Origin of the sequence: Methylorubrum subtropicum (assembly GCF_038442325.1) — a bacterium.
In the GTDB taxonomy this organism is placed as follows: domain Bacteria; phylum Pseudomonadota; class Alphaproteobacteria; order Rhizobiales; family Beijerinckiaceae; genus Methylobacterium; species Methylobacterium subtropicum.
This window is the reverse complement of the sequence record NZ_JBBXMW010000021.1, coordinates 49236-76003: the sequence shown is the minus strand read 5'-3', so window position 1 is coordinate 76003 and position 26768 is coordinate 49236. Positions and strand designations below refer to the sequence as shown.

The 26768-nt window shown below is 71.2% G+C and carries 26 protein-coding genes and 1 tRNA gene; 10 read left to right on the top strand and 17 right to left on the bottom strand.

Annotated elements, in window-relative coordinates; translation table 11 throughout:
• Nucleotides 1-97 precede the first annotated feature (97 nt).
• From AAHG03_RS22500 to AAHG03_RS22480, 5 genes are all read right to left on the bottom strand, one after another.
• Nucleotides 98-1141, bottom strand: coding sequence for a sulfate/molybdate ABC transporter ATP-binding protein (locus AAHG03_RS22500; protein WP_342153355.1), 1044 nt, complete (start codon nt 1139-1141; stop codon nt 98-100).
• Nucleotides 1142-1145: 4 nt separating this feature from the next.
• A complete protein-coding gene (gene cysW / locus AAHG03_RS22495) occupies nt 1146-2042 on the bottom strand; it encodes a sulfate ABC transporter permease subunit CysW (protein WP_342153353.1) in 897 nt (298 codons plus the stop codon).
• Nucleotides 2035-2889: a sulfate ABC transporter permease subunit CysT gene (gene cysT, locus AAHG03_RS22490; RefSeq protein WP_342153351.1), complete on the bottom strand. Its 855-nt coding sequence runs from the start codon at nt 2887-2889 to the stop codon at nt 2035-2037. The genes cysW and cysT overlap by 8 nt, the downstream gene beginning before the upstream one ends.
• Nucleotides 2886-3923 (bottom strand): sulfate ABC transporter substrate-binding protein, encoded by a 1038-nt coding sequence (locus tag AAHG03_RS22485; protein ID WP_342153349.1) that lies wholly within the window; start codon nt 3921-3923, stop codon nt 2886-2888. Before AAHG03_RS22485 ends, cysT begins: the two co-directional genes overlap by 4 nt.
• A 261-nt stretch (nt 3924-4184) precedes the next feature.
• Nucleotides 4185-4331: a hypothetical protein gene (locus AAHG03_RS22480; RefSeq protein WP_342153347.1), complete on the bottom strand. Its 147-nt coding sequence runs from the start codon at nt 4329-4331 to the stop codon at nt 4185-4187.
• Nucleotides 4332-4631: 300 nt separating this feature from the next.
• Here AAHG03_RS22480 and AAHG03_RS22475 point away from each other — a divergent pair, with 300 nt between their 5' ends.
• Entirely contained in the window at nt 4632-4937 is a 306-nt protein-coding gene (locus AAHG03_RS22475) for a hypothetical protein (RefSeq protein ID WP_342153345.1), read from the top strand.
• 317 nt (nt 4938-5254) lie between these two features.
• On the opposite strand, the gene AAHG03_RS22470 is transcribed toward AAHG03_RS22475, so the two are convergent.
• The 4 genes from AAHG03_RS22470 to AAHG03_RS22455 form a co-directional block, all read right to left on the bottom strand.
• Entirely contained in the window at nt 5255-5428 is a 174-nt protein-coding gene (locus tag AAHG03_RS22470; protein WP_286159163.1) for a hypothetical protein, read from the bottom strand.
• Between the two features lie 184 nt (nt 5429-5612).
• Nucleotides 5613-6260, bottom strand: coding sequence for a Crp/Fnr family transcriptional regulator (locus AAHG03_RS22465; protein ID WP_342153380.1), 648 nt, complete (start codon nt 6258-6260; stop codon nt 5613-5615).
• A 192-nt stretch (nt 6261-6452) separates the two neighbouring features.
• The gene (locus AAHG03_RS22460) at nt 6453-7772 is read right to left on the bottom strand and encodes a flavin monoamine oxidase family protein (RefSeq protein WP_342153343.1); all 1320 of its coding nucleotides are present in this window, start codon (nt 7770-7772) and stop codon (nt 6453-6455) included.
• Nucleotides 7773-8091: 319 nt separating this feature from the next.
• Entirely contained in the window at nt 8092-9042 is a 951-nt protein-coding gene (locus tag AAHG03_RS22455) for a Kelch repeat-containing protein (RefSeq protein WP_342153341.1), read from the bottom strand.
• A 145-nt stretch (nt 9043-9187) separates the two neighbouring features.
• Here AAHG03_RS22455 and AAHG03_RS22450 point away from each other — a divergent pair, with 145 nt between their 5' ends.
• The 3 genes from AAHG03_RS22450 (at nt 9188) to AAHG03_RS22440 (ending at nt 13504) form a co-directional block, all read left to right on the top strand.
• A complete protein-coding gene (locus AAHG03_RS22450) occupies nt 9188-9913 on the top strand; it encodes a sulfate transporter family protein (protein WP_342153339.1) in 726 nt (241 codons plus the stop codon).
• A 197-nt stretch (nt 9914-10110) separates the two neighbouring features.
• Nucleotides 10111-12204, top strand: coding sequence for a GumC family protein (locus AAHG03_RS22445; protein ID WP_342153337.1), 2094 nt, complete (start codon nt 10111-10113; stop codon nt 12202-12204).
• Between the two features lie 82 nt (nt 12205-12286).
• Nucleotides 12287-13504: a VpsF family polysaccharide biosynthesis protein gene (locus AAHG03_RS22440; protein WP_342153335.1), complete on the top strand. Its 1218-nt coding sequence runs from the start codon at nt 12287-12289 to the stop codon at nt 13502-13504.
• A gap of 170 nt (nt 13505-13674) precedes the next feature.
• Here the strand turns inward: AAHG03_RS22440 and AAHG03_RS22435 are convergent, their stop codons facing one another.
• Nucleotides 13675-14904 (bottom strand): glycoside hydrolase family 5 protein, encoded by a 1230-nt coding sequence (locus AAHG03_RS22435; protein ID WP_342153333.1) that lies wholly within the window; start codon nt 14902-14904, stop codon nt 13675-13677.
• Between the two features lies 1 nt (nt 14905).
• A complete protein-coding gene (locus AAHG03_RS22430; protein ID WP_342153330.1) occupies nt 14906-16081 on the bottom strand; it encodes a DUF1972 domain-containing protein in 1176 nt (391 codons plus the stop codon).
• Nucleotides 16082-16171: 90 nt separating this feature from the next.
• Here AAHG03_RS22430 and AAHG03_RS22425 point away from each other — a divergent pair, with 90 nt between their 5' ends.
• From AAHG03_RS22425 to AAHG03_RS22410, 4 genes are all read left to right on the top strand, one after another.
• Nucleotides 16172-17455: a glycosyltransferase family 4 protein gene (locus tag AAHG03_RS22425; RefSeq protein ID WP_342153328.1), complete on the top strand. Its 1284-nt coding sequence runs from the start codon at nt 16172-16174 to the stop codon at nt 17453-17455.
• Nucleotides 17452-18756: an MATE family efflux transporter gene (locus AAHG03_RS22420; protein WP_342153326.1), complete on the top strand. Its 1305-nt coding sequence runs from the start codon at nt 17452-17454 to the stop codon at nt 18754-18756. Before AAHG03_RS22425 ends, AAHG03_RS22420 begins: the two co-directional genes overlap by 4 nt.
• The gene (locus AAHG03_RS22415; RefSeq protein ID WP_342153324.1) at nt 18753-19949 is read left to right on the top strand and encodes a GNAT family N-acetyltransferase; all 1197 of its coding nucleotides are present in this window, start codon (nt 18753-18755) and stop codon (nt 19947-19949) included. The genes AAHG03_RS22420 and AAHG03_RS22415 overlap by 4 nt, the downstream gene beginning before the upstream one ends.
• Nucleotides 19950-20101: 152 nt before the next feature.
• Entirely contained in the window at nt 20102-20371 is a 270-nt protein-coding gene (locus AAHG03_RS22410) for a hypothetical protein (RefSeq protein WP_342153322.1), read from the top strand.
• A 491-nt stretch (nt 20372-20862) separates the two neighbouring features.
• On the opposite strand, the gene AAHG03_RS22405 is transcribed toward AAHG03_RS22410, so the two are convergent.
• From AAHG03_RS22405 to AAHG03_RS22395, 3 genes are all read right to left on the bottom strand, one after another.
• Nucleotides 20863-22488 (bottom strand): ABC transporter permease, encoded by a 1626-nt coding sequence (locus tag AAHG03_RS22405; RefSeq protein WP_342153320.1) that lies wholly within the window; start codon nt 22486-22488, stop codon nt 20863-20865.
• A gap of 11 nt (nt 22489-22499) precedes the next feature.
• Entirely contained in the window at nt 22500-23516 is a 1017-nt protein-coding gene (locus AAHG03_RS22400) for an extracellular solute-binding protein (protein ID WP_412759784.1), read from the bottom strand.
• A 103-nt stretch (nt 23517-23619) separates the two neighbouring features.
• Nucleotides 23620-24720 (bottom strand): ABC transporter ATP-binding protein, encoded by a 1101-nt coding sequence (locus tag AAHG03_RS22395; protein WP_342153378.1) that lies wholly within the window; start codon nt 24718-24720, stop codon nt 23620-23622.
• 118 nt (nt 24721-24838) lie between these two features.
• Between AAHG03_RS22395 and AAHG03_RS22390 the strand changes: the two genes are divergently transcribed.
• Nucleotides 24839-24912: transfer RNA gene (locus AAHG03_RS22390), tRNA-Gly, on the top strand.
• Between the two features lie 279 nt (nt 24913-25191).
• A complete protein-coding gene (locus tag AAHG03_RS22385; protein ID WP_342153318.1) occupies nt 25192-25674 on the top strand; it encodes a hypothetical protein in 483 nt (160 codons plus the stop codon).
• Nucleotides 25675-25975: 301 nt separating this feature from the next.
• Here AAHG03_RS22385 and AAHG03_RS22380 read toward each other — a convergent pair whose 3' ends face one another.
• The 3 genes from AAHG03_RS22380 to AAHG03_RS22370 are packed head-to-tail and all read right to left on the bottom strand — an operon-like array spanning nt 25976 to nt 26762.
• Nucleotides 25976-26194 carry a hypothetical protein gene (locus tag AAHG03_RS22380; RefSeq protein WP_342153317.1) on the bottom strand — a complete coding sequence of 73 codons (219 nt, stop codon included), beginning with the start codon at nt 26192-26194 and terminating at the stop codon, nt 25976-25978.
• A complete protein-coding gene (locus AAHG03_RS22375; RefSeq protein WP_342153316.1) occupies nt 26191-26457 on the bottom strand; it encodes a hypothetical protein in 267 nt (88 codons plus the stop codon). Before AAHG03_RS22375 ends, AAHG03_RS22380 begins: the two co-directional genes overlap by 4 nt.
• A complete protein-coding gene (locus tag AAHG03_RS22370; protein ID WP_342153314.1) occupies nt 26454-26762 on the bottom strand; it encodes a hypothetical protein in 309 nt (102 codons plus the stop codon). Before AAHG03_RS22370 ends, AAHG03_RS22375 begins: the two co-directional genes overlap by 4 nt.
• Nucleotides 26763-26768 lie beyond the last annotated feature (6 nt).

Sequence of the window (26768 nt, the reverse complement as noted above, 5' to 3'; positions counted from 1 at the left end):
CCGGAGGTGGGGGTGGTTCAGGATTTAGCGTTCCGGTGCCGTCTGCACCACCCCCACCCCTGACCCCTCCCCGCAAGGGGGAGGGGAACGCGTCCCGCTACGGAAACACCCACCCCCCGACGATCCGCAGCCCCACTTCGCGCCCCTGCGCCAGCCGCGCCGTGTCGGACGCCTCGACCACCACGGTCTTGGCCCCCTCCCGGTCCACCTCGATCCGCTGGCGGCCTTGCGTGCGATACGACGAGCGCACGGTGCCGTGGAGATGGGCGGCGTCCGCGTCGGCGAACTGGAGCTGCCAGGGGCGGGCGTAGAGCTTGACCGGGCCGGACACGCCGGGCGGCGCGGTCAGCGGCGTGACGCGACCGCTCACCAGCACCTGCCCGTTCTGGGCGATGGCCTCGACCTCGATCGTGTCGCCCAAAAACTTCAGCACGGTCGGGGAGACCGGGTTCTCCTGCACCTCGTCCGGCGTGCCGACCTGTTCGAGGCGACCGCGATCCAGCACCGCCACGCGATCGGAGAGTTCCAGCGCCTCGTCCTGATCGTGGGTGACGAAGATCGTGGTCTGGCCGGTGCGGTCGTGAATCTCGCGCAGCCAGCGGCGCAGGTCCTTTCGGACTTGGGCGTCGAGGGCGCCGAAGGGCTCATCCAAGAGGAGCACGCGCGGCTCCACCGCGAGCGCGCGGGCGAGCGCGATGCGCTGGCGCTGGCCGCCCGACAGCTGCGAGGGATAGCGGTCGGCGAAGCCCGAGAGCTTGATCAGGTCGAGCAGGTTGCCGACCCGGCGCTTGATCTCGGCCTTTTCCGGGCGCTCCGACCGCTTCCGGGCGTTCAACCCGTAGGCGATGTTCTGCGCCACCGTCATGTGCTTGAACAGGGCGTAGTGCTGGAACACGAAGCCGACCGAGCGCTGCTGCACGGGAACGCGCGTGGCGTCGTCGCGGCCGAAGATGATGCGGCCGCGGTCCGGAGAATCGAGCCCGGCGATGATGCGCAGCAGCGTCGTCTTGCCCGAACCCGAGGGCCCGAGCAGCGCCAGCAACTCGCCCGCGCGCACGTCGAGATTGAAGTCGTGCAGGACGGCGGCCGTCTCGAACGTCTTCGACAGGTCCTCAACGCGGATCGCGGTCGCTTGGCCCACGCGGTCAGTGGCGCCGTGTGCCCGCCGCGATGTCGTCGGCGTAGCGCCATTCGAGGAAGGATTTGATGGCGAGGGTGACAAGAGCGAGGCCGGCAAGGAGGGAGGCGACGGCGAAAGCGGCAACGAAGTTGTACTCATTGTAGAGGATCTCCACGTGCAGCGGCAGCGTATTCGTGAGGCCCCGGATGTGGCCCGAGACCACCGAGACCGCGCCGAACTCGCCCATCGCCCGGGCGTTGCAGAGCAGGACCGCGTAGAGCAGGCCCCAGCGGATGTTGGGGAGCGTCACCGTCCGGAAGGCGTGCCAGCCGGAAGCGCCGAGCGTCAGCGCGGCTTCCTCCTCGGCGGTTCCCTGCTCCTGCATCAGCGGGATCAACTGCCGGGCCACGAAGGGGAAGGTGACGAACACGGTGGCGAGCACGATGCCCGGCACCGCGAAGATGATCTGGATGTCGTGCTCGACGAGGAACGGCCCGAACAGGCCGCGCGAGCCGAACACCAGCACGTAGATCAGCCCCGAGACCACCGGCGAGACCGAGAACGGCAGGTCGATGAGCGTCACGAGCAGGTTCTTGCCGCGGAACTCGAACTTGGCGATGGCCCAGGCCGCCGCCACGCCGAAGACGAGGTTGAACGGCACCGCGATGGCCGCGACGGTGAGCGTCAGCCAGATGGCTGAGCGGGCATCCGGTTCGGTGAAGGCGGCGAGATACGCGCCCCAGCCCTTGGCCAGCGCCTGCGCGAACACCGTGATCAGCGGCAGCACCAGGAACAGCGCCAGGAAGCTCAAGGCCACCGCGATCAGCAGCCAGCGAATCCACGGCCGCTCGGTCACCACGCTCTGGGGCGGGCGGATCGTGTCGTCCCGCGTGTCGGGAAAGGGGGCGACGGCCTCAGACATAGCCGAACCTCCGCCGGCTCCAGGCCTGGACCAGGTTGATGGCGAGCAGCGTCAGGAACGAGATGCCGAGCATGATCACCGCGATGGCGCTGGCGCCCTCGTAGTCGAACTCCGAGAGCTTGATGACGATGAGCAGCGGCGCGATCTCGGAGACGTAGGGCAGGTTGCCGGCGATGAAGATGATCGAGCCGTACTCGCCGACGCCCCGGGCGAAGGCCAGCGCGAAGCCCGTCAGCACCGCCGGGATCAGCGGGGGTAGCACCACCTTGGTCAGCGTGGCGATCCGCGAGGCGCCGAGGATGGCGGAGGCCTCCTCCACCTCCTTGTCGATCTCGGCGATCAGCGGCTGCACGGTGCGCACGGCGAACGGCAGGCCGATGAACACCATGGCGATGAAGATGCCGATGGGCGTGTAGGCCGCCTCGATGCCGATCTTGATCAGCTGCGAGCCCACCGGCCCGTTCGGGGCGTAGAGCGAGGCCAGCGCGATTCCGGCGACCGCGGTCGGCAGGGCGAAGGGCAGGTCCACCACTGCGTCGGCGAGCTTGCGGCCGGGGAAGTCGTAGCGGGTCAGCACCCAGGCGACGATGCCGCCGAAGATCGAGGCGGTGAGTGCGGCGAGCAGCGACACGCCGAAGCTGACGCGCAAGGCGCTCGCCACCCGCGGATCGGTGGCGACGGCCCAGATGCCCGCCGGCCCGAGCCCGGCGGCCTTGGCCACCAGGGTCGCGAGCGGCAGCAGCACGATCACGCCGAGGCAGGTGAGCGTGTAGCCGAGCGTGAGCCCGAAGCCGGGGATCACGCTCCGCTGGCGGAAGCGCCGCCGAGGGGCCGGTGTCTCTCTCATCGCTTGCTCAGCTGGTCGAACAGGCCGCCGTTGTCGAAGTTCAGCTTCTGGATGTCGTCCCAGGAGCCCTGGATGTCCTCGATCTTGAACAGCTTGATCTCGGGCAGGAGGGCGAGATCCTCGGCCTTGGCGGCCTCGCGCTTGATCGGGCGGTAATGGTGCTTGGCGAAGATCGCCTGCGCCTTGTCGCTATAGAGGAACTGGAGATAGGCCTCGGCCTGCTTGCGGGTGCCCTTCTTGTCGACGTTGGCGTCGACCAGCGCGACCGGCGGCTCGGCGTAGATCGAGGTCGGCGGCACGACGATGTCGAACTTGTCCTTGCCGAACTCCTCCAGCACGAGGAACGCCTCGTTCTCCCAGGTGGGCAGCACGTCGCCGAGGCCCCGCTGGGCGAAGGTCACGGTCGAGCCGCGGGCGCCGGTGTCGAGCACGGGAACGTTCTTGTAGAAGGTGCCGACGAAGGCGTTGGCCTTCTCCTTGTCCTTCCCTTCCTTCTCGTAGGCGTAACCCCAGGCGGCGAGGAAGTTCCAGCGCCCGCCCGCGGACGTCTTCGGGTTCGGGGTGATGACCTTCACGTCCGGCTTGGCGAGGTCCGACCAGTCCTTGACCGCCTTCGGGTTGCCCTTGCGGACGAGGAACACCACCGTCGAGGTGTAGGGCAGGCCTTCATTTGGAAGTTTGGTGCGCCAGTCCGCGGGAATTTTTTTCGAAATCTTCGCGATGGCGTCGATGTCGGACGGGATGCCGAGCGTCACCACGTCGGCCGGGATGCCGTCGATCACCGTGCGGGCCTGCGCGCCCGAGCCGCCATGGGCCGCGCGGATCGTAATCGTCTCGCCGGTCTTGGCCTTCCATTCCTCGGCGAAGACCGCGTTGATCTCGCGGTAGAGTTCGCGCGTCGGATCGTATGAGACGTTGAGGATTTCGGTCTGCGCGCGTGCGCCGCCCACGGTGCCGAACGCCAGGGCGAGGCCGAGGAGCGCGGCCTTTCCGAGCGGGGCGCGGCCGGGTCGGGTCGGGTTGCCTGAAGTCACGTCGTCTCGCCTCCGTGGGGCGGGCCCACAGGCCCGCTCGTCATCGAAGGAAGTGTTCGTTTTAACGAACGTTGTCAAGCTGACCTAGGGCGTCCGCCGAACCCATCGACAGGCGCGATAGAGGTCATCTCATCGCCGCTTCAAGGGCAGACAGAACCCCTTCGCAACGATCTTCTCCTGCATACCGTCATGAGGGAAGAACCATCCCCTGCAGCCGCGTTCTCTAGAAAGAACGTTCGCCCGCCCTGCGCCGGGCGCCGCTCAGGCCGTCGCCCACTCGATGGCCAGCCACACGCCGCGGGCGACGATGAACCACCACGTCATCGTCAGCGCCAGCGCGCCCAGCAAGCCGAAGGTGGCGAAGCGGCGGTGGAGGAGGCGCCGGAGCGCGCCGGTGTCGGGCTGCATGGTCGGTCCTGTGGCAGGCGAGGCGTCGGTACCGGATCGGGGCGTGCGTGCCGTCCCGATCCGCCCGCCGTCCCGATCCGGGACATCGCGGCCCGGTCGAAGACGGTTTCGCTTAACCATCGCAACCCCCGAACCAGCCCGGCGCGGGGCTTTTCGCGCCCGTTTCCGCAGTGGAATCGGCGCCCCGCCCGCGGGTGGCGCCCGCCGGGGGCGCGGCGGGGCTCCGGTCTTGCAGTAAACCGGGCAACGGCCCGCCGCGCGCGGGCCTCGTCCCGGTTCTCCCGCGAAGGTTTGTCCCGCGTGCCTGCATCCGCCCGTACCCACGACACCGCGCGTCCGGCGCCCATGCTGGGCCTGTTCTCGGAGGGGTTTTCCGCGCGGCGGGGTGCGTTTCCCCGCGTCCTGCCGTTCACCCATGCCTGCGACCCGAGCCACCGCTACACCTTCTCGGTGGCGGACGACTGGTACGGCCGCTGGAGCGTCCTGCCCTGGCGGCCCCCGGCCGAGTCGGTCCCCGGCGAGGCGATCGTCGTGGTGACGCCCGCGCCGGACCGGTCGCGGCGAAACGACCGGCTTCCCCCGGCCCCGCGGCTGCTCTTAAGCTGAGGGCATGGAAGAGAACCAACTCCGCGAGTCGCGCGCGGCCCTGATCCTGATGGCGGTCGCGGTGTTCGCCGTCCTGGCCTTCGGCGCCGTGACGCTGATCGTGCAGGCGGGGTGAGGCGCCTTCACAGGGCGCCAGCGTGATCCGATTGCTCTCGCCGTCATTGCGAGGCGAAGCCGAAGCAATCCAGGGCTCCGCACGCGCAGGGCAAGGCACGCACGTGGCCGTGTCGTCGGGGCGGTCTCGCCTCTTCCGAAAAAGTCGCGCCCTGGATTGCTTCGGCTCCGCCTCGCAATGACGGCGTGAAGCGGAAGGCCGCTCAGCTCGACAGCTGCCGCAACTGCTTGTCGAAGGCTTCCAGCGCGCGGGCCTGCTCCGGGTCGGGCTGCGGGCCGCTGAGATAGGCGAGCGTCACCCGGGCGATGCGCAAAGCGGTGGCGAGGTCGCGTCCCTCTCGCCGGGCCTGCTCGATCACGGTGGCGACGTCCGCCATGACCTGGGCCTTTGCCTCGTATCCCCTCATGGTCTCTGGCCGCTTGTGCGCTCCGGGCGGTCAAGGCCGCGCTTGAATTCGTACCACTCCCGCGGGCGTTGGCGAAACACGTCCGCGCGACATGCACCGTTTTCCCCCGGCGCATGCCGTCTTGGGGCCCGAACACGGCGGGAGCGAGACCGCCTCACAGCACGTCGGTGCCGGCATTCTCCGGCCGCAGGGACTTGGCTGTGCCTTGCAGCGGCTCGGCGGCGCCCTGGAACAGGCGCTCGCTCGTCAATTTGAGGAAGTAGAAGCCGAATTCCGGGTTCTGGTAGTAGAGCTGCTTGACCTCGGAATAGCTCAGGCAGAGCGCCGAGCCCGCCTCGACGCAGGCGAGGGAGCCGGTGCGGCGGTTGCCCGGCGACAGCATGCCGAGTTCGCCGACGATGTCGCCGGGCTTCACGTCGAGCCCGTGTTCGGCGATGCGGAAGCGCCCGCTCTCGATCAGGTACATTTCGGTGGCCGGATCGCCCTGGAGAAACAGCACCTCGCCGGCCCGGAAGCGGCGCGAGGTGCCGAAGGGTTTCAGCCAGTCGAGCGACAGGTCGCCGGAGGCCGCCCGCTCTGTGTCGCGCACGAGGCGGACCATCTGGTAGAGCCGCCACGCGTTGAACGGGATCGGGATCAGCGCGGTCAGCACTACCGGCACGCTGCCGATCAGGAGGCCGTAGGTCATGACGGCGCAGCTCGCGCAGAGCGCCAGGATGCGTAAGGGGATCATCGTACCCATCGCCGTCGAGGCGACGGTGAGCCCGGTGCCGAGATAGCCGATCGCCTCGATCCAGTTCATCGCCGCCCCCGCCCCCGCCCCCGATTCCGGACAGCGACGCATCCACGCGCGCTGTCCGCCCGCGCGCAATGACATATTGCTTGGCGGCGGCGGTCGTCCGCCGGACGCGCTGATTGCGACCGCAGGTCGGAATCAGCGCCGCTTGGAATGAGGCGGCGGTTCGCATCGTTCGTGCCTCGGAGGCAATACGCGTCAGGCGCTGGCGCGCAGGCTCGGTGCAGACAGGCACTCGGCCAGGGAGTCGGCGGCCCGCGTACCCTCCTCGAAGGCGCCCCCGGCGGTGCCCCATTGCAGGCGGGAATTGGCCTCGCCCGCAAAAAAGATCCGGCCCGCCACCGGCTCGCCGAGAGTCTGGCGCGCCCCGGCATGGCCCGGCGGCACCACCGCCCAGGAGCCGCGCGCGAACGGATCGTGGCGCCATCCGCTCACCGCCGGCATGGCGAGGTCGTGGAGCGCCCGGTGGCCGAAATGCTCGGCCAGCACCGTGCGGGCGAGGCGGCGCTCGGCGTCCGGCCCGGCGCGTAGCGCATCGGCGGCCTCGGCGAAGGCGGCGTCGAGTTCGAAGTAATGGAACGGCGTGCCGTCGATCCGGGTCAGCATCCCCGGCGGCTCGTGATGTCCGCCGACGATGCTGGCGAGCCGGTCGCGGCCCCGGAACGGCGCGGACGGCCAGTGCAGCACGACATGCTCGTAGATGCCCGACAGGAACCCATCGATCGCGTCGCGGGTGCGGGCCGGCAGCGGCGGGGTGAAGCGGACGCTGCGCTGGAGCACCGGGATCGGCACGGTGACGATGACGGCGCGCACGGCGAGCGTCCCGCCGTCCTCCAGCCGGATCTTGACGCCCGGCCCGCCGGTGTCGATGGCGGCGACCGGCGCCGACAGGCGGATCGGCAGATCGAGCGCGAGACGGGCGATGTAGGCGCCGTAACCGCCGGCGACGAAGAAGTTGTCGCCGTATTCGAGGCTCGGCCAATCGTGCAGCGACACCTCCCGCAACGGCCGGCCCGACACGAGGGCGTGGACGAGGCTGATCCGCTCGCGCCAGGGGCCGAGGCTCGGCGGCACGGCGCTCGAGGCCGGCCCGTCGTCGCGCAGGCCGGCGGCCAGCGTCATCGCCCGGTCGGCGACGTCGAAGGCCCGTCCGAAGGCGGCCTGCTCGGCCGGGCGTCCCCGGCGGCGCCCGACCCAGAGATGCCCGTCCTGCGCCGCCCGCCGCAGCGGCTCGCCGCGGGCGTGCCCGAGTGCCACCAGCGGGTTGACCGGCCCGGCATGGAGCCAGTGCGCGCCGAGATCGATCGGATGCCCGCGCATCGCCGCGGTGAAGGCCCGGCCACCGACCCGGTCGCGCGCTTCCAGCACCGCCACCGAGAGCCCGCGCTCCGTGAGCCGCCGCGCCGCCGCGATGCCGGCCGCGCCCGCGCCGATCACCGCCGCGTCGGGGGCGGTGGCGAGGGGGGCGAAGCGCGGGGGGACGGTGGGGCGGAAGCGGGTGTGTTCGGGGGTGGGCATTCGGTTTTCGAAAATGTGAGTGCGCCGGTGATGTCGGACGCAACGTCGCCCACGACAAGCGCGCCCAAAGAACCCTCCCCCCACGGATATCGGGCTTGCCCGACATCCGCATCCCAAGTGCTCAAGTCGGGCAAGCCCGACTTGAGGTGGGGGAGGGTGTCCGCGGAGCGGACGGGAGAGGGGCAGCGCGACGACTCCGCTTGGCCGCCGTCGCCCAGCTATCTTCTGAAACGTCGCTCCCCTCTCCCGACCCCCTTCGGGGCCCTCCCTCCCCCGCAGAGGGGGGAGGGAGGTGCGGCGGCGTCGTGAACTCAAAAAATCACCGCCCCGGCGCCGCCCCCTTCGGATCGAGCACTTCCACGGTCCCCGACTTGTCGCCCCCCGGCCGCGGGCTCCCCGTCAAGGTGTAGATACGCCCCCCATAGGTCACCGCGCCGAAGCCGTGGCGGGCGGTGGGGAGGCGGGCGAGCGCGCGCCAGAGGTTGGCCGGCAGATCGAACGCCTCGACTTCGTCAAAAGTCTTCACCTTGGACTCGCCGCCGATCACGAAGACCTCGCGGCCGAGCACCGCCGAGGCGACGCCGCTGCGGGCGGTCGGCAGGGGGGCGGCGTCGCTCCAGCGGTCGGTCGCCGGGTCGTAGACCTGATTGGCCGTGAGGTTCTTCGACGAATCCCCGTCGACCCGCCCACCGGTGGCGACGATGCGGCCCTCCACCGTCTGCACCGCGAGATGGTCGCGCGGGGTCGGCAGCGGCGCCGCGCTCGCCCAGGAATCGGTCGCCGGATCGTAGATTTCGTGGGTGGTGACGTTGCCCCGGCCCGAGCCGCTGCCGCCGACGACGTGAATTTTTTGGCCGACCGGCGTCGCTCCGCCCGCGGCGCGGGGCGTCGGCAATCGGGCGCGCGGCTCCCAGGCGCCCTTTTTCGGGTCGTAGGCCCAGACCTTCGGGCTCGCCTCCCAGCCGTTCACGTAGCCGCCGAACACGTAGATCTTTCCGCCGCTCTCCGCCGCCATGGTGTGGTGGACCGGGTAAGGGAACGGCGCGCCCTTGCTCCAGCGGTCGGCGGCGAGATCGTAGATCAGCAATTCGGTCGCGCCGTTGTAGTCGCCGACGACGTAGGCCTTGCCGTCGAGCGCCGCGACCGCGACCTCGGAGCGCTCAGCCGGCGCCGAACTCGCCCCGGCCCAGGCCCCGACTTCGTGGGCGGCGGCCGGGCCTGCGGAGAGGAGCCCGAGCAGGATCAGGCAGGCGTAAGGGCGTCGGGTCATCGCGTGTCTCCGGCGTCTGTGCCGGCATCAACGCGGCAAACGGCCGGAGGAGCCTGAAACCCGCGGGGCTTGCGCGGATGGGCGGTTGCGGCGAGAACCCCGGCGGGGCGGGTGCGAAGCAGTTTTTCCACGGACGGATCGGGCGATGCTCATCAAGGCCGCCGCCGCGGCTCTGCGCCAGGTGTTGTCCCCGGCGCTGCGCGGCATCCTGCTCAAGTCGCTGGCGCTGACGATCGGGCTCCTGATTGCGGTGTGGTTCGGCCTCACCCGCCTGATCCAGGCGTTTCAGGCGAGCCACCACATCTCGGCGGATTACCCGTTCCTCGATACGATCGCCTACTTCCTGGCCGGCGCCGGGCTGTTCGTGGCGCTCGCCTACGTCATGCCCGCGGTCTCGATCCTGGTGGCGGGCTTCTTCCTCGACGACGTCGCCGAGATCGTCGAGCGCACCGACTTTCCCGCCGAGCCGCGGGGCCGCGCGCTGCCCTTCGGCGAGGCGATGTGGTCGGCGCTGCGCTTCGCCGGGCTCGCCTTGCTCGTGAACCTCGTGGCGCTGATCCTCGTCTTCGTGCCGGGGGTGAACCTGATCGCGTTCTTCGGCGCCAACGCCTATCTGCTCGGCCGCGAGTATTTCGAACTCGCCGCCGGCCGCTTCCGGCCGCTCGCGGACGCGCGGGCCATGCGCGAGCATTTCGGGGGCACGGTGATCCTCGCGGGCTGCCTGCTCGCCGGGATGATGGTGATCCCGGTCGTCAACCTCGTCACGCCGCTGTTCGGCGTCGCCCTGATGGTCCATCTGCACAAGGGCCTGGAGCGCAAGGCGATGCTGTCCGGCCCCGGCTCGAAGGCGCGGCTGCCGCACCGGGGCTGAGCGTCCGTTCGAGCGGCCCCTCAGGATGAGGGGGTTGTATGGGATGAGCCCGTCAGACAACCTCTGAGAGTCCCGGTCCGGGACGTTGCTTAACGAAATCGATACGGAATCCCCGCGCACGCCGATTGCAGTCTTGTGCCCGCGCCGTCCCTTCGACGGCGATCGACGCGGATTCTGTCCCGAGGCGGTCACCGACCATGTTGCAGATCGAGAGCAGGGAGGCGACCGGCCGCGCCCTGGCGCTGACGGCGCCCGTGGCGGGCGAGATCGACCGCACCGCCGAGATCGGCGACCTGTGGCGCATCCTGTGGCGGCGCCGGGCCACCATCGTCCTGACGACGCTGGCGCTCGTCGCCGCGACGTTGGCCTATTGCGTGCTGACGCCGCCGCTCTACACCGCGACCGCGCAGATCCTGATCGATCCCCGCGACCGGCAGGTTCTGACGAACGACATCAACCCGACCATGGTGGCGCCCGACGGCGGCGTCACCCAGGTCGAGAGTCAGGCCCGCGTGCTCGAATCGGCCGGCGTGCTGACCCGCGCCGCCGCCGCGACCGGCCTCGACCGGGACCCCGAATTCACCGGCAAGGGTGACATCGGCACGCTGGTCTCGGACCTGCGCGACGCGATCGGCTGGCCGGAGCCCGCGGATTCGGTGACCGACCGGGAGGACCGGCTGCTGCGCAACATGCGCAAGCGCCTCGCGGTGAAGCGCGCCGACAAGGTGTTCGTGATCGACATCGTGTTCACGGCCAAGTCCGCCGAGAAGGCGGCGCGCACCGCCAACGCCATCGCGGCGGCCTACCTCGCCGACCAGAGCGACGCCCGCACGGAAGCCTCCAAGCGCGCCTCCGGCTCGCTCACCGACCGCCTCGCCGAGCAGCGCGAGCGGGTGCGGCAGGCGGAAGAGCGGGCCGAGGCCTACCGGGCGAAGAAGGATCTGGTGCGCTCCAACGGGCGCCTCGTCACCGAGCAGCAACTCGGCGAGATCAATGTCTCCTTGAGCGCCGCCCAGGCCAAGACCGCCGAGCTGAAGGCCCGCCTCGACCAGATCGAGCAGGCCCGCCGCACCGGCGCGCCGGAGGCGATCAACGAGGCGATCCAGTCCAACACCATCGGGAAGCTGCGGGCGCAATACGCCGAACTGGTCGAACGGCAGGCGGATCTGCGCACGCAGCTCGGCGCCCGCCATCCGTCCATCGTCGCGGTGAGCGCGCAGATGCAGGACGTGCGCGCGCTGATCGTCTCTGAGCTTGCCCGCATCGCCCAGTCGGCGCGGGCCGATTACGAGCGGGCGGCGGCGAGCGAGCGCGCCCTGTCGAAGAATCTCGACCGTCTCCGGGGCGAGAGCACGGCGACGAACCAAGCGGCGGTGAAGCTGCGCGAGCTGGAGCGCGAGGTCGAGGCGAGCCGCAGCGTCTACACCTCGTTCCTCACCCGCGCCCGCGAGATCGAGGAGCGCGCCAACATCGACGCCACCAACGCCCGCGTCGTCACGCAGGCGATCCCGCCGCAGGAGAAGAGCTGGCCGATGCCGGGCCTGTTCGCGCTCGCGGCTGCCGCCGCCGGGATGGGGCTCGGCACCGGGCTCGCGCTGGTGCGCGAATATGCCAACCCGGTGCTGCTCTCCCGCGGTCAGCTCCAGGGCCTCACCGGCGCGCCCGTCATCGGCACCGTGCCGGACGGTCCGCGCCGCCGCACCCGCAAGGCCGCGCAGGCCGCGCGCGAGGCCGCGGGCGCGCTCGCGCTGACGCGGTTGCTCGGCATCCGCACCGGTACGCTCGGGACCGCGACCAGCGTGTTCGTCACCTCGGCCGCCGCCGACGGCACCGAGCGCCGCCGCATCTCGCAACTGCTGGCTTCCCTCGGTGAGGCGCGCGGCCTGCAGGTGCTGATGATCGAGGCCGACATGCTCGGCCCCGAGGCGACGCCGGGCCTGCTCGACGTGCTGCGCGGCGACGAGCCGCTTGCCACGGTGATGCGGCGCGAGCCGTCGAGCGGCGTGCGCTTCCTCGGCGTCGGCCGCCCCAAGCGCGCCCCGACCGAGCGCGGCCGCGAGGCCCGCGAGCGCTTCCTCGCCGAGATCGGCCGCCGCTTCGACCTCGTCATCGTCGATGGCGGCGCCATCACCGAGAACCCCCAGGCCGCGAGCCTGATGCCCCTGTCCGACGGCGTCCTCCTCGTCGCCCGCCTCGGCACCACGCCGCAGCGCGACGTCGCCGATCTGGTGGAGGCGGCGGGGCTCGCCGGGCATCCGGTCAGCGCCGGGTTGATCGTGACGCGGGCGTGAGGCGGCTCACGTGACCGCCGGCCCGCAACTCCCGTCCTCGACCTGGGCCGTCCCGGTCCGCCAAACCCGCACGCGTACCCGGATGAGCCCGTCGGCCGCCCCGGCGATCCTGCTGCTGCTCGTGCTCTTCCTCCTGTCCGGCGGCGTGCTGTGGCATCTCGGCGTCAATTACGACGGCATGACCGGGGGGGCGGCGGCCAAGGTCCATCCGGCGTCCTACCTCGCGCCGCTCTGCCTCGTCTGGGTCATGCTCGCGTCGGGCGATCCGGTCGGGTTCATGGTGCGCACCGCCCGCGACGCGCCCGCGAGCCTGCTGCTGCTCGTGACCGGCACGGCGCTCCTCGTGCAGATCGCCCTGCGCTCCGGCACGGGGCTCGCCGGCTCCATCGACACCTTCGTCGGCCCGGCCCTCGTCATGATGCTGCTGGTGCGGATCGACCCCGCCCGGCTCGGGCCCCTGGAAGCCGCCCTGCACGGCGTGTTGCTGGCCAATGCCGGGCTCGGGCTTGCCGAGTTCGCCCTCGGCGAGCGCGTCTTCCCCTACCGCCTCGACGGCGAGGCGTTTCCCACCGACACCCGCTCCACCGCCCTCCAGGGCCATCCCCTGGTCAACGCGCTGGTCACCGCGACCTACATCCTCGCCCTGATCGCGGGCGGCGGACGGCTGCGGCCGTGGCAGCGTTTTGCGATGCTGGTGGTGCAGATGGGGGCGCTCGTCACCTTCGGCGGGCGCTCGGCCATCGTCGCCGTGGCGCTACTCGGCGGACTTTACGGATTGGTCGCGACCCTGCGGGTGCTGCGCACCGGCCGGGTGCCGCTGCTCGGGGCCGCGGCCGGGCTGTCGCTCCTGACCATGGCGCCGCTGGCCGTCGTGGCGCTCGCATTCGGTGGGTTCTTCGACACGCTCGCCGAGCGCTTCGTCTCCGACGGCGGCAGCGCCAACGCCCGCATCGAGATGCTGGCGCTCCTCGACCGCATCCCCCTGCACGAGCTGATGCTCGGCCCCGATACCGGCTTCGTCGAGACCCTGCGGCGGATGCACGGCCTGGAATGGGGCATCGAGAACCCGATCGTCCGGATGGTGCTCTACCAGGGCGTGGTCATGACCGCGCTGCTGACGCTCGCCGTGATCCTGTTCGTCGCCGAAATCGTCCGCCGCTGCCGTCCGGGGACGTTCCTGCCGGTGCTGGGCTTCGCGCTGCTGCTCAACACCTCGGAGAGCATCGCCAGCAAGACGACGGTGCTGGCGAAGTTCGCGATCCTGATGGTCGCGCTCTACCGGCCGCTGCTCCGTCGGTAGACGCCCGGCGCCTCCCATACAAACCCCTCATCCTGAGGTGCGGAGCGTAGCGGAGCCTCGAAGGAGGGCTCCAGGGATCGCGCGGCAGGCTGGAGCCCTCCTTCGAGGCCTTCGCTTCGCTCCGGCACCTCAGGATGAGAGGAAGGGTGGGAGGCGCCGGGTGGTGGGCCTCAGCGGGGCATCCGCAGACCCAGCGCGGCGACGACGGCCGGGTCGAAATCCCGCGTCGCGTCGTCGGTGACGAGGCCGAAGCCGTCGAAAAAATTCCAGTAGGCCCAGCCGAAGCCGTAGCCCTCGATGGTCTCGCGCAAGTCGCGGATGTAGCGCGCCCGGTCGGCGGCGCCTGCCGCGACGTAGCGGGCGTCGCTGCGCAAGGCCCCGAACTCGCCGATCAGGATTCTTTCCGGCGCGACCCCGTTGGCCTTCGCCCAGTCGCGCACGCCTGAGAGGCCGTGGATCAGGAAATCGCGGTCCGGGCGGGCGTCGAAATACTCCTGCATCTTGGCCTCGGTCTCGGCATAGGCCGCCTTCGCCTCGGCCGCCGGGCGTTCCCTGTCCTGCGCCATGCGGCGGCGCACGGCCGCCAGCGTCTCTTCGAGTGTGCCGGCGCTCGCCGGCCAGGGCACGGCGTTGAGGGCGCGGTAGATCGGCTCGCCGCGCATCCACGGCGCGCCCTGGTGGGTGAACAGGTACGGCTCGTAGAAGTGGACGATATACGTCAGCGGCCTGAGCCCGGCGAGCGGCTTGGGATCGAGCGCCTGCAACCCCGGCACCATGCTGCCGCAGGCGCCGGTCGTGGTGAGCGTCAGGGCGGGCGCCGCCGCGCGGGCCGCCGCCAGGAGGTCGCGTTGCAGGGCGGCCCACTCGGCCGAGCCGCAGGCCTGCGGCGGCTCGTTGACCGGCTCCAGCACCGTCCGGGCCGGATCGAGGCGCCGGGCCAGCTCGACCACGAGGGCGCGGTAGGCCGGATAATCGGCCGCCTCGCGGCTGGCGATCAGCCGGCGCGAATTCCAGTGGTGCGTCGCCTCGTTGATCTGGACGTTGACGATCGTATCGAGCCCCGCCGCGAGGCAGAGCCCGACCGCGTCCTCCACCTCGTCGAGCAGTCGGCGGCGGAACGGCGTGCCTTCAAAGGCGAGGAACGGCCCCGGATCGACCGGGATGCGCACGAAATCGAAGCCGGCCTGCGCGAGGCGCCGCAGGTCGTCCCGCCGCGGCACCGGGCGCTGGACCTGGAACGGCGGCCACGCGTAGTCGGTGCGCGGGGCCGGATACTCCTTGGTGAGCGAGAACCACGGCCACAGGCTGATGCCCCGCCGCAGCCGGGGGCCGGCCGGGCCGGCCCGCGCCGGCAAGGCGGCGGCGAGGGCCGCGGCGAGCAGGGTGCGGCGGGTCGGCATCTCAGCGCGGGCGCGGCGCGGCGTCCGGCCGGACCGAAACGGGCGTAGCCTGCCGGCTTCCCGCCAGCTCGGCCAGCGCGATCAGCTCCGCCTCGTAGCGGGCCAGCACCTCGGACCACGCGAACGCCTCCGCCGCCCGCCGCCGCGCGGCGGCGCGGGCGGGGGCGAGGCTTTCCGGTTCGGTCAGCGCCAAGTGGATCGCGGCCTCCAACGCGTCCTCGTCGCGGAAGGCGAACTGCCCCGGCCCGGTGGTCCAGGCGTTGAAGACGTTGTCGTGGGCGATCACCGCGTTGCCGGCCCACAGGGCCTCGACCAGCGAGGGATTGGTGCCGCCGACCCGATGGCCGTGGAGATAGGCGCGGGCGTGGAAGCGCAGCGCCCGCACCTGCGCCGGATCGTAGATTCCGCCGGGAAACAGAACCTCGTCACCCGCCGCCGCCCGCACGGCGCGGTGATAGGGGTTTGCGTCACTGAGGCAGCCGAGCACGACGAGGCGCGCCCCCCGGCGGCGGCGCGAGAAGGCCCGCACGATCGGCAGGATCGAGTTGTCGGGCTCGATCCGTGCCACGCTCAGCAGGTAGTTCTGAGGCGTCAGGCCCAGCGCGTCGAGCGGGGCGGTGGGCGCCTCCGTCACGGGATCGCCGCCGTAGGGAATCGTCGCGATGGCACTGCGCGGGCGCCGTGTGGCGAGATGGTCGGCGATGGCCGGATGGTCGGCGATGAGCCGGTGCGAGGCCCAGGCCGCGATCCATTCGCTCACCCAGAAATAGCCCCGCACCGCGTGGTTCCACTTGGGCCGGCGCCACTCGATCCCGTCCATGTTCGTCAGGATCGTCCGGCCGCGCAGCCGCAGCCAGGGCAGGAACGGGGCGCCGTTGTAGCCGAGCACGAGGCAGAGCGCGTCGCGCCCGGCGGCGTGGCGGGTGCAGTGCCAGTCGAAGGCCAGCGTCGCGAGCGCCCCTTTTCGCGCCACCTCGACATGGACGAGTTCGATGCCCCGCCACGTCGATGGGGTGAAGCGGCGCCCGAGGCTCGCGACCTCGTGCTGGCAATAGACCGTGACGCGCCAGCCGCGGTTGGCCAGATGCTGCGCCAGCCGCTCGGCCAGGGTCTCGAAGCCGCCATGCGCCGCCGGGATGCCGCGGGTGCCCAGGATCGCCACGGCGGGACGACCCATGCCCGTAGCGCGCGGGCCCGGCGCTTGCTCCGTCTCCGTCAGCGGCGCCGGTTCGGTGCCGAAACGGGACGAGTCGAGGGCAGTGACCCCATGCGCATTGCCTGCATCCATCAGGGCTACGAACTCTACGGCTCGGACCGATGCTTCATCGAAACCGTCGGTGCCATACGCGATACGGTGCCCGCGGCGGACCTGAGCGTGGTCCTGCCTCGAGAAGGGCCGATCGTACCGTTCTTGGAAGGTTTCGCGACGCGGGTGGACTACGCACCTCTGTGGGTCCTGCGCCGAAAAAACTTTTTGCGGCTCGCGACCTTGGGCTTGCTCGCGCTGCCCTTCGCGCTGCTGCGCGCCATGCGGCGCTTCGCGAAGAACGATCTCGTCTACATCAACACCGCGGTGGTGGCCGACCATCTCCTCGCCGCCCGGTTCTTTCCCGGTAAGGCGATCCTGCACGTCCACGAGATCCCGCAGGGGCTCGCGCTCAAGGTGCTACGCGGGCTGATCCGCTGGAGCCGGGCCGAGATCGTGTTCAACTCGCAGGCGACGCGGGCTGCCTTCGCCCTGCCGGAATCCGTCCAGCAACGGGTGATCCATAACGGCATCGCCGGCCCGTCGGCTTCCCTGCCGCGAACCTATGACGGCGCGCGGCCCTTGCGGGTGCTGATGCTGGGGCGCCTCAGCCGGATCAAGGGACAGGACGTGCTGCTCGACGCCCTCGACGCCCTGTCGCCGCAGACCGCCCGGCGGATCGAACTGCGCATCGTCGGCAGCGCCTTCGAGGACCCGGAGCGGGAGCGGCGTCTCACCGCCCGCATCGCCGAAGGCCCGCACGCCGCGCGGGTGACGCTCATGCCCTTCGCCTCTGATCCCGATCCGCATTATCGCTGGGCCGACATCGTCGCCGTGCCCTCGCGCCTGCCCGAATCGCTCGGGCGCGTCGCCATCGAGGCGATGGCCTACGGCCGCCCGCCGCTCGTCTCGGCCATCGGCGGCCTTGCGGAGGTGGTCGAGGACGGCCGCACCGGCTGGTGCGTGCCGCCCGGCCGGGCCGATCTTTTGGCCGCGGCTCTGGCTCGGATCGTCGAGGCGCCGGAGGCGTGGGCGGCTCTTCCGGGGGCTGGGCGGCGGCGGTACGAGGCTCTGTTCACGGAGGACGTGGCGCGGCGGGCGGTCGGGGCGTTGGTGCGGGAACGATGCCCCGACGCCCATTCCCACCCTCACCCTCATCCTGAGGTGCGCAGCGAAGCGAAGCCTCGAAGGAGGGCTCCGGGGATCGCGCGGCTGGCTGGAGCCTTCCTTCGAGGCCCGCTCACGCGGGCACCTCAGGATAAGGGTGAGGGTGGGAGGACGGGACGGGAGACGCCCGCCCCATGACGCGTTCGATGACCCGCCCCGATCTCCATCGCCTCGCCCGCCGCTTCGCCGTGATGCTGGGCGGCGAGGTGTTGCAGAGCCTGTTCCATCTCGGGCTCAACCTCGCCCTGGTGCGGGTGCTGTCGGCGCACGGCTACGGCGTGTTCGCCATCGTGTTCGGGCTGGGCGCCGTCGCGCTCACCTTCGTGCGGGCCCTGTGCGGCGTGCCGGCCGCGACCTTCATCCCGCAGGCCCGCTCGCGGAGCGCGGCACAGGCCGAGGCGACCGCCTTCGGCACCGGGGCGCTCGCCCTCTGCCTTGCGCTGGGCCTCGGCACGGCCGCCGCCTTCGCGCCGTTCGTCGGAGCCGGCGCGCTCGCCGTGGGCGCGTTCGTGGCGGCGTGGTCGCTGCGCAGCTTCCTGCGCAACCTGCTCTTCGCTCAGCGACGCGCCGGGATCGCGGGCCTGAGCGACCTCGCCTTCACGGCGAGCGGCACCGCGATGCTCTTGCTTCTTCTTCACGGCGAGGCGACGGACGCATTGCTGTGGGACAGCCTGTGGCTGCTCGCGAGCGCGCACGGGCTCGGCCTCACGGTCGGTCTCGCGATCCTGCGCGAGCCCCTGCGCATCGCCCCACGCCATGCGTGGCGGCGCTACGGTCGGCTGTGGCGCTCGCTGGCGTGGTCGGTCGCCGGCACCGCGACCGCCAACGTGCAGGCGCAGGGGCAGATGTTCCTCATCGCCGGGCTCGCCGGGCCGGCGGCCTACGCGCCGGTCGCGGCGGTGCTGGTGCTGTTCGCGCCGCTGCGGCTGCTCGGCACCGTCGTGGTCAACCTGATCCAGCCCGAGATGGCCCGCCTGATCGCGGCGGACGACCGGCGCCGCCTGCGCCTCGTGCTCGCCGCCGGCACCGCCTTGCTCACCGCTGCCTGCCTCGCCTACGGCGCGGCCCTGTTCCTGCTGTTCGACCGGGTCGAGCACCATCTCTTCGCCGACCGGTTCGCGGGCGAGCCGCTCGGCCTCATCGCCGCGCTGGTCTGGGCGACGGTGACGCTCACCATGCTCTACGCCGCGCCGAAGACGCTGATCGAGACGCGCCGCGCCTTTCCCGAACTCGCCGCCATGGCGCTCGCCAGCGCCGCGCTCGGCATGGCGGCGGTGGCCGGCATCGTGGCGCTCGCCGCGCCCGCGTGGTCGATGGCCGGGGTCGCGGCCTCGGAAGTCGTCGTGCTCGTCTGGTGCTGGTGGGCGCTGCGGCGGCGCGACGCCTCGGCCGCCACGCCCGCGTCCATCGCCCTGCCGCTCGCCAGGAGAGCCCCGTGATCGTCGCGGCCGAACCGATCCGCCCGCCCGAGGCGGAAGCACGCGCGCCCTACGCCGCCGTGCTCCATCGCGACGTGGCGGCGCTCGCTCCCCTCTGGGGGCGCCTTCAGGACGAGGGCGCCTGCACCGCCTATCAGCGGATCGAGTGGGTCGAACCCTTGATCGCGCACCTCGCCGCCGCGCGGGGCGCCGAGCCGCTGATCGTGGAGGTCCACTGTGGCGGGCGCCCGATCCTGCTGCTGCCGCTGGCGCGCCGCCGCCGCCGCGGCGTGCGCATCATCGAGGCGCTCGATCTCGGCACCTGCGACTACGCCGCGCCGCTCCTCGCCCCCGGCGTCTCGCCCGCGCCCGAGGAATCCGAACAAATCTGGCAGGCTTTGCGCGCCGTGCTGCCGCCGGCGGACCTGATCCGCCTCACTCGGATGCCCGCTGATCTCGGCGCGGTCGCCAACCCGCTGGCGCTGATTGGTTGCGCCCGGCCGATCCCGCTCACCCGCTCCGGCTTCGCGCTCGAAGGCGAGCCCGAGACCCTGCTGAAGCGGGTGTGCAGCGCCTCGACCCACCGCGACCTGACGCGGCGCGCCAAGCGCCTCGAACGCCACGCCGATGTCGCCTTCGTCGCCCCGACCGAGCCCGGCGAGATCGCCGCCCTGCTCGACACCCTGGTGGCGCAGCGCCGGGAGCGGTTCCGCGAGATCGGCCGGTTCGAGCCCCTGGACGAGCCGGCCGTGACCGCCTTCTACCGCGCGGCCGCGCTCGCCGAGCCCGGCTCCAGCCTCGTGCGGGTGTTCGGCCTGCGGGCGGAAGGCGAATGGATCGCCACCGCCTACGGCCTCGTCCACGGCGGCGCCTTCCACGGCGTGCTGCTCGCCATGGCGGGCGGGCCGTGGCGCGCGGCGGCGCCCGGCCTGCTCATCGCCTCCCGCATCATGGTGTGGGCGCGGCGCGAGGGGCTGACCTATTTCGACTTCACCATCGGAGCGCAGCCCTACAAGGCGGGCTTCGGCCCGGTCGAGCGCCCGCTGTTCGAGATCGCGCAGGCCCCGACCCTGCGCGGGCGGCTCGCCCTCGCGGCGGAGCGCGCTACTGTCAAGGCCAAGGCGGAGCTGGAGCGCCGGCCCGCCCTGTTCGAGCGCCTGCGCACCCTCGTCCGCTGGCTGCGCCGTCAGCGCCGGCCGGCCGATCCATCATGAACCATTTTTCATAAGACGAGCGAAAACTTTAATCCGTTCAGGGGCGTGCGGGGTGTCACATCCGAAATGGAAGGCGATGCCTATATTCGTCTTCAGCAGAGAGAAACAGGCCCGATCCCAGGGATGTGCTGCAAAAGGAGAATGAACACCTCATGAAGACGCGAGTCACCGCCGTCGCTGCCGCCGTGTTGCTCATTGCCACCGCTCCGGTCGCTTCCGCCTTGGCCTTCAGCGCGCCCGCTCCGATCGCGGGAACCGCGCCCGTCACGACCTTCGGGCCGGAGGTGACGGGGTCGCTGGGTGTTCACGACGACCGCAAGTTCACCCGCTGCCCGATGAGCTCGGCCGCGGAGGGCAACGCCAACCAGCAGCACTTCCCGGTCAAGCAGTACGGTCAGGTCGCGGGCGGCGCCCGCTGCTGACCGGAACGGTCCGCCCGATGAGGGCGGGCCAACCCCCGGCAGAATACTGCCGAATCCTCGATAAGATCGGAGTTTTCCGGTCGAAACCGGCACGATGTGTCAGGCCCATCTTGCGAAAATCTCACGAATCCCCGGTTCGATCCCACTTCACGCCGTTGTGATGGATCGTGCCGCCCCCCGGCCCGCATTGTGCCTGTGAGCCCGTAGCCGTCCGGCTCGGGCCGCGCGTGCCCTGCGGACGCCATCGAAACCCGAACCTTCTCACAGAATCTCAGGAGTCGATCGACGATGCAGCTGAAGCCCGTTTCCTACGCCATGATCGCCGCCTTCGCCTGCGGCATCATCGTGACGGCCGTCGGCTCGTACAGCGTGCTGATGGGCAGCTGATCGGGTACGCCCGTTGTGACGTTCTATCTCTATGTGGTCGCACGATGATTTCGGAAAACCGGATTCCACTTTTCCGCATCGTGCTCTAGCCTGACCGGTCCCGGTCATCCTCGGCGCAAGCCCGCATCGCGGTCGAGCCGCAGCAGGAGGATGACCGGGATCAGTCCGATTGCGACGATCAGGAGCGCGGCGGCGGCCCCGTCCTCGTAGGTGCCGCGGGCCGCCTCCCCGTAGAGATGCGTGCTCAGCGTCTCGACGTTGAGCGGGCGCAGCAGCAGCGTCAGCGGCAGCTCCTTGGCGATGTCCACGAAGGCGAGCAGCGCCCCGCTCAGGATGGCGGGCCATGCCAGCGGGATCTGCACCGCGAACAGGGTGGCGAGCCGTCCCCGCCCGAGCATCCGCGCCGCGTCGGGAACCGTGCGCGGGATGCGGGCCAAGCCGGCTTCCGTTGCCCCGACCGAGACGGTGAGGAAGCGTATCCCATAGCCCATCACCAGTGCGCCGCCGGTGCCGAGGCCCACGAGCCCCACCGCCGAGCCCGCGACCGCCGACAACCCTGAATCCATCAGCGCCAGCGGCCCGAGCAGGCCGACCGCCAGCACCGTGCCGGGCATGGCGTAGCCGAGCGCCGCGGTGCGGATCAGCGCCGTGCCGGAGCGGCGCCCGAGCAGGCCCGGCGCCGCCGCGATCATCAGTCCCAACGCCACCGTCACCAGCGTCGCCGCGCCCGCATAGAGCACGGTGTTGCCGGCCTCCGCCAGCAGCGTGGCGGGCAGGCCCGCGCCCTGGACGCGGCGCCACGCCGAGACCGCGAGATAGCCCGCGGGCAGGCCGAAGCCGACGATCACCGGCACGCTTCCGAGCGCGAACGCGGCGGCGGCGCGCCAGCCGTCGAGGCGGCGGCGCGCGGTCGGACGCTCGCGCTGGCCCGTGCCGGCATAGCCGCGCTCGCCGCGGGCGAGCCGCTCCAGCCCGACGAGGAGCAGCACGCAAGCCAGCATCACCAGCGCGATCTGCGCAGCGCCCGGTAGGTCCGAGCGGTTCACCCAGGTGGCGTAGACCTGCACCGTGAGGGTGCGAACCCCTAAGAACTCCGCGGCGCCGACATCGTTGAGCGCCTCCATCAGGGCGAGCCCGGTGCCGAGCGCCACGGCGGGCCGGGCGAGCGGCAGCGCCACGCGGAAGAACGTGCGCCCCGGCCCGGCGCCGAGCATGCGCGCGGCCTCCAACAGGCTGCCGGCCCGCATCAGGAACAGCGCCCGCGTCGGCAGGTAGACGTAGGGGTAGAGCACGAAGCCGAGCAGTAAGATGCAGCCGGGGAGCGAGCGCAGCTCCGGCAGCACGAGGTCGCGCGGGCTCGTCAGCCCCAGCATCGCCCGGAGGCCGCTCTGCGCGGGCCCGAGCGGATGCATCAGGTCGAGATAGGCGAAAGCGACGACGTAGGTCGGCACCGCCAGCGGCAGCAGCAGCGCCGCGTCGAGGAGGCGCCGGCCGGGGAAGTCGAAGGCCGAGACCAGCCACGCCGTCCCGGTGCCGAGCCCGATCACGACGAGCCCGACGCCCGCGAGCAGCAGGCCCGTATCGCGGATCGCCTGCGGCAGGACGTAGGCCGCGAGATGGGGCCACAGCGCGCCGTCGCCCTCCGCGGCGGTGAGGGCCAGCGAGACCACGGGGGCCACCAGCAGGACGCCGAGCGCGAGGGCCGCCGCCCAGCCGAGGCCGCGGGCCATGGGAGGGCGCGTCAGTTGTCGAAGCCCACCTTGTCCACGAGCAGGCTCGCGGCCTTGCGATTGCGGGCGATCTCGACCAGCGGCGTGGTGTCGATGGTGAGCGTCCCGAAGGCGGAAAGCAGCGGATCGACCACGGCGCCCGGCTTCACCGGATACTCGTAATCGGTCTTGGCGTAGAGCGCCTGGGCCTCGTCGGAGACGAGGTATTCCAAGAGCTTCACCGCCTCGTCGCGGTTGGGCGCGTTCTTGGCGACGATGGCGCCCGAGACGTTGACGTGGGTGCCGCCGCCCTCAAAGGTCGGCAGCACGACCTTGATCGCCTCGCCCCATTTCTGCTGGTCCGGCCCGCCGCGGCCCGAGCGCATCAGCCCGACATAGTAGGAGTTGGCCAAGCCCACCTCGCAGAGGTCGGCGGCGATGTCGCGGGCCACGTCCCGGTCGCCGCCCGCGGCCTTGCGGGCGAGGTTGGCCTTCACGCCGTTGAGCCAGGCCTCCGTCTTCTCCGCGCCGTGGCGGACGAGGAAGGCGGCGATCAGGGCGGTGTTGTAGGGGTGCTGGCCGGGGCGGATGCAGATCTTGCCCTTCCAGGCCGGGTCGGCGAGCGATTCGTAGGTGGCGGCGGTGAGGTCGTTCAGCCCCTTGTCGGCGTAGAGCACGCGGGCGCGCATCGACAGGCCGAACCAGCGCCCGTCCGCATCCCGCAGCGGGGCCGGCACCGCGGCCTCCAGGGTGGGGGAGCGCACTGCTTGAGCGAGCCCGCGATCGACCAGCTCGATCAGGTTGCCGATATCGACCGTCATGACGACGTCGGCCTTGGAGCGCTCGCCCTCGGCGGCGACGCGCTCGGCCAGCCCCTTGTCGACGAAGACGGTGTTGACCGTGACCCCGCTCCTGGCGGTGTAGGCGTCGAGCAGGGGGCGGATCAGGCCGGGCTCGCGGGTGGTGTAGAGGTTGACCTCCGCGGCCTGCGCCGCACTTGCGAGCGCGAAGAGGCATGCGAGTGAACCAGTCCAGCGCAGGCGCGACACGATGAAAACCCCCGGGATCGTCGAGACGATCAGGGTGTTATACAGAGCGTGACTGTCCGGCAAGGCGGTTTTGTTTGTAATTATTCCAAGTATATTGTGCGCCTCAGCCTGCCTCCATTCCCTGGGGGAAGACCAGCGCCCGCTCGGCGACGAGGCTGAGGCCGACGATGTCGGCGGCCTCAAGGTCGTGGGGCAGGTTGAGGCGCAGCGGCGCGGAAAGGCCGTCCACCGCGAGGTCGAGGCGCAGGTTCGACCCGGCGAAGGCGCGGCGCAGCACGTGGGCCGGCCGGCCCTCGCCCGCGGGGCCGACGCGGATCGCCTCCGGCCGCAGGCAGACCCGGACAGGTCCATCATCGAGCGCGGCCGGGCCGGGGAGGGGGCCGAGCGGCGTCTCGACGCGGCCCGCGGCGGCGCGGCCCTCGATCTCCAGCACCTCGCCGAGCGCGCGGGCGGCGGCCGGGCTCGCGGGGGCGCGGTAGAGCGCCTCCGCCGTACCGCACTGGATGAGGCGGCCGGCGCGCATCAGGGCGATGCGGTCGGCGACCTCGACGGCCTCGGCCGCGTCGTGGGTGACGAGGATCGCGCTGGCGCCGACCTGCCGCAGCACCGCGACGGTGTCGGCCCGCACCCGGTCGCGGGTGCCCGCGTCGAGGTTCGAGAACGGCTCGTCGAGCAGTAGCACCCGCGGGCGCGGCGCGAGCGCGCGGGCGAGCGCCACCCGCTGCGCCTCGCCCCCTGACAGAGTCGCCGGATAGCACCCGGCCCGGTCGCTCAGGCCGACTTCGCCGAGCCGTTCCAGCGCGACCCGGTGGGCCTCCGCGCGGCCGAGGCGCTTGAGGCCGAAGCCGACATTGGCCAGCACGGTCAGATGGGGGAACAGGGCGTAGTCCTGGAACATCAGCCCGACGCCGCGGGCCTCCGGCGGCACCGCGCGCCGGGCATCCGCCACGAGGCGACCGTCGATGCGGATTTCGCCCACATCCGGCCGGTCGAGCCCGGCGACGAGGCGCAGCAGGGTGCTCTTGCCGCAGCCGGAATCGCCGAGCACTGCCAGGATCTCGCCCGCGCCCAGCGCCAGCGACACCCGGTCGAGGGCGAGGCTGCGCCCGTAACGCCGGCTCACCGCCTCGACGGCGAGCCGCGGCGGCGCATCCTCACCCAACCTCGCGCCACCGGACACGCCGCTTCCCCCGCTCGAACCCATCGGCTTGCGTTTCACGAGCGAACGCGCCGCGCCAGCCCCATCATCCCGCGCCCGGTGAAAACCCCGTGAGGAGCGACGATCTTCTCAAACCCCGCGCCCCGTGATATCCGGCCCTTACGCGGGTGTAGCTCAATGGTAGAGCAGCAGCCTTCCAAGCTGAATACGAGGGTTCGATTCCCTTCACCCGCTCCACTCTCCCCAGAGCCGTTTCCTGAAGCCTGGACAGGCGCTTAGCCGCCGTCCCCGTACGGCTCCGTCTCGGGCCCGAAACCTCGCTATACAACATCGATACAACACGCGGCCCATGCTGCTGCGACCGCGCAATTCATGGGGATAGCGCGTCAGAGCGCCCGCTCGATAGCGACGGGGGCACTCGGTTATTCGGGGCGTAGCCATGATGCGCGCCAGCAGGTGACGGGGGCGGAAGTGCTGAAGGGGGTCAATGTATCGCGGGGAGCCTTCCGGGTCTGGGTGGTGCTGACCGCGCTCTGGCTGGCGCTGGTCGGGTTCCTGGCGTGGGAGGGGGTCTCCGACGCGACGCGAGGGCGCTACCAGTACGCCGCCGAGCTCAAGGACGACGTGAAGCCCTGGGAGGAGTACGACAACAAGAAGTCCATCTCCGAGCTTTTCAAAAAGCCATCCGAGGCCAAGTGGCCGGCGAGCTTCTCCAAGATCGAATATCAGTATCAAGCGAACTTCGACGCCTCCGTGAAGGATGGCAGCCAGACCGTCGTCGACTTCCCCGACGGCACATCGCTCTACCTCTACACCGCCTTCGGCAAGCCGGAGCAGGAGATCGTCAGCCGGTGGTTCTGGAAAAAGCGCTGGCAGCGCCGCCTGGACGCCATGGGAGGGCAAGGACCGCTGCTCGCGTTCGCCCTCGTCCCGCCGCTGCTGCTGCTCGCGTTCTGGTTCGTCGGCCGGTGGGTGATCGCGGGCTTCCGCCGGGCGTAGCCCTTGCGGTCCCCCGATTCGAGGTCGATCCTCCCGTTGGCGGCGCAAACGGCGTGATGGGTTCGATCCCCATGCCTGGTGGCACTCACGTCAGGCGCGCCGCCCCGCTGCAAGGGCAGACAGAGGGCTCGGGTCGCTCCCGGGCCCTCTCGCTTACGTCAGCCGGACCCCGGGCGTGGGAGAGCCGGCGCCATCGGGCCTACGGGCTCGGTACCCCAGCCGGGGGTCAGGGTATCCCCCGAGAGCTTCGCCCCGAGGCCGATCCCGGCCGGACGGCCCCCGAAAGGGGGCCGCTCTCGTTTCAGGCTGCCGCCGGCATGGCTGCGGCCGCGAGCCGGGCCTCCCAGGTCGACATGGCGGCCTCGTAGTCCGGGTAGGAGGTCTGCTCGTCCCATCCTGCCCGGTCCTCGATGTAGACCGTCGCGGTTCGGTCCGCCTCGGCGGTGACCGCGATCCGGTACCCGAGGGCGCGCCAGCCAGCCTCCAGGGCGTCCCGGCTACCGTCGTAGCTGAGGCTCACGGCTGTTCCCCCCGCTCCGCCAGGTCAAACGAGGGTGGCGCGGGAGCATTCCAGTCGGCCCGCAGCGTGACCGTGGCGGCAGGAGCTCCAGGCACTGGCTCCGCGTCCATCTCCCACTTGCACCCGGCGTCCTCCTCGGCCGGGAAGTACCGGAAGGACGTGATCCGCATGGGCATGGGGCGGAATTCGAAGCGCATGTCGTCAGGGGGCAACGTAACCGACGCCCCGTTGGTGAAGATGCGTCCGGCCCACGGTTCGGTCATGCCCGGTTCTCCCCGTCCTGCAGGATGGCGATGACCTTCATCGCCTCCTCGGTCGCCTGGTCGACGTGCCAGCTAGAGCTCACAATGCTCTCCAGCTTCTCGACCGCCGCCGCGGCGCGCCCGGCCGGGAGCACCCGCTCGATCAGGCGCACCTGGCACCGGTCGAAGTCGTCGGCGGCGATGCTCGGTGCCCCTGCCTCGCAGACGTAAGCCGGCTTGCCGTCCTCGAAGGTCACCTCGACGACGTCGGGTCGGTCTCGGCCGTGGAGGCTGGCCCACCAGAACTGGTACTGGTTCTCGGTCATGACGCC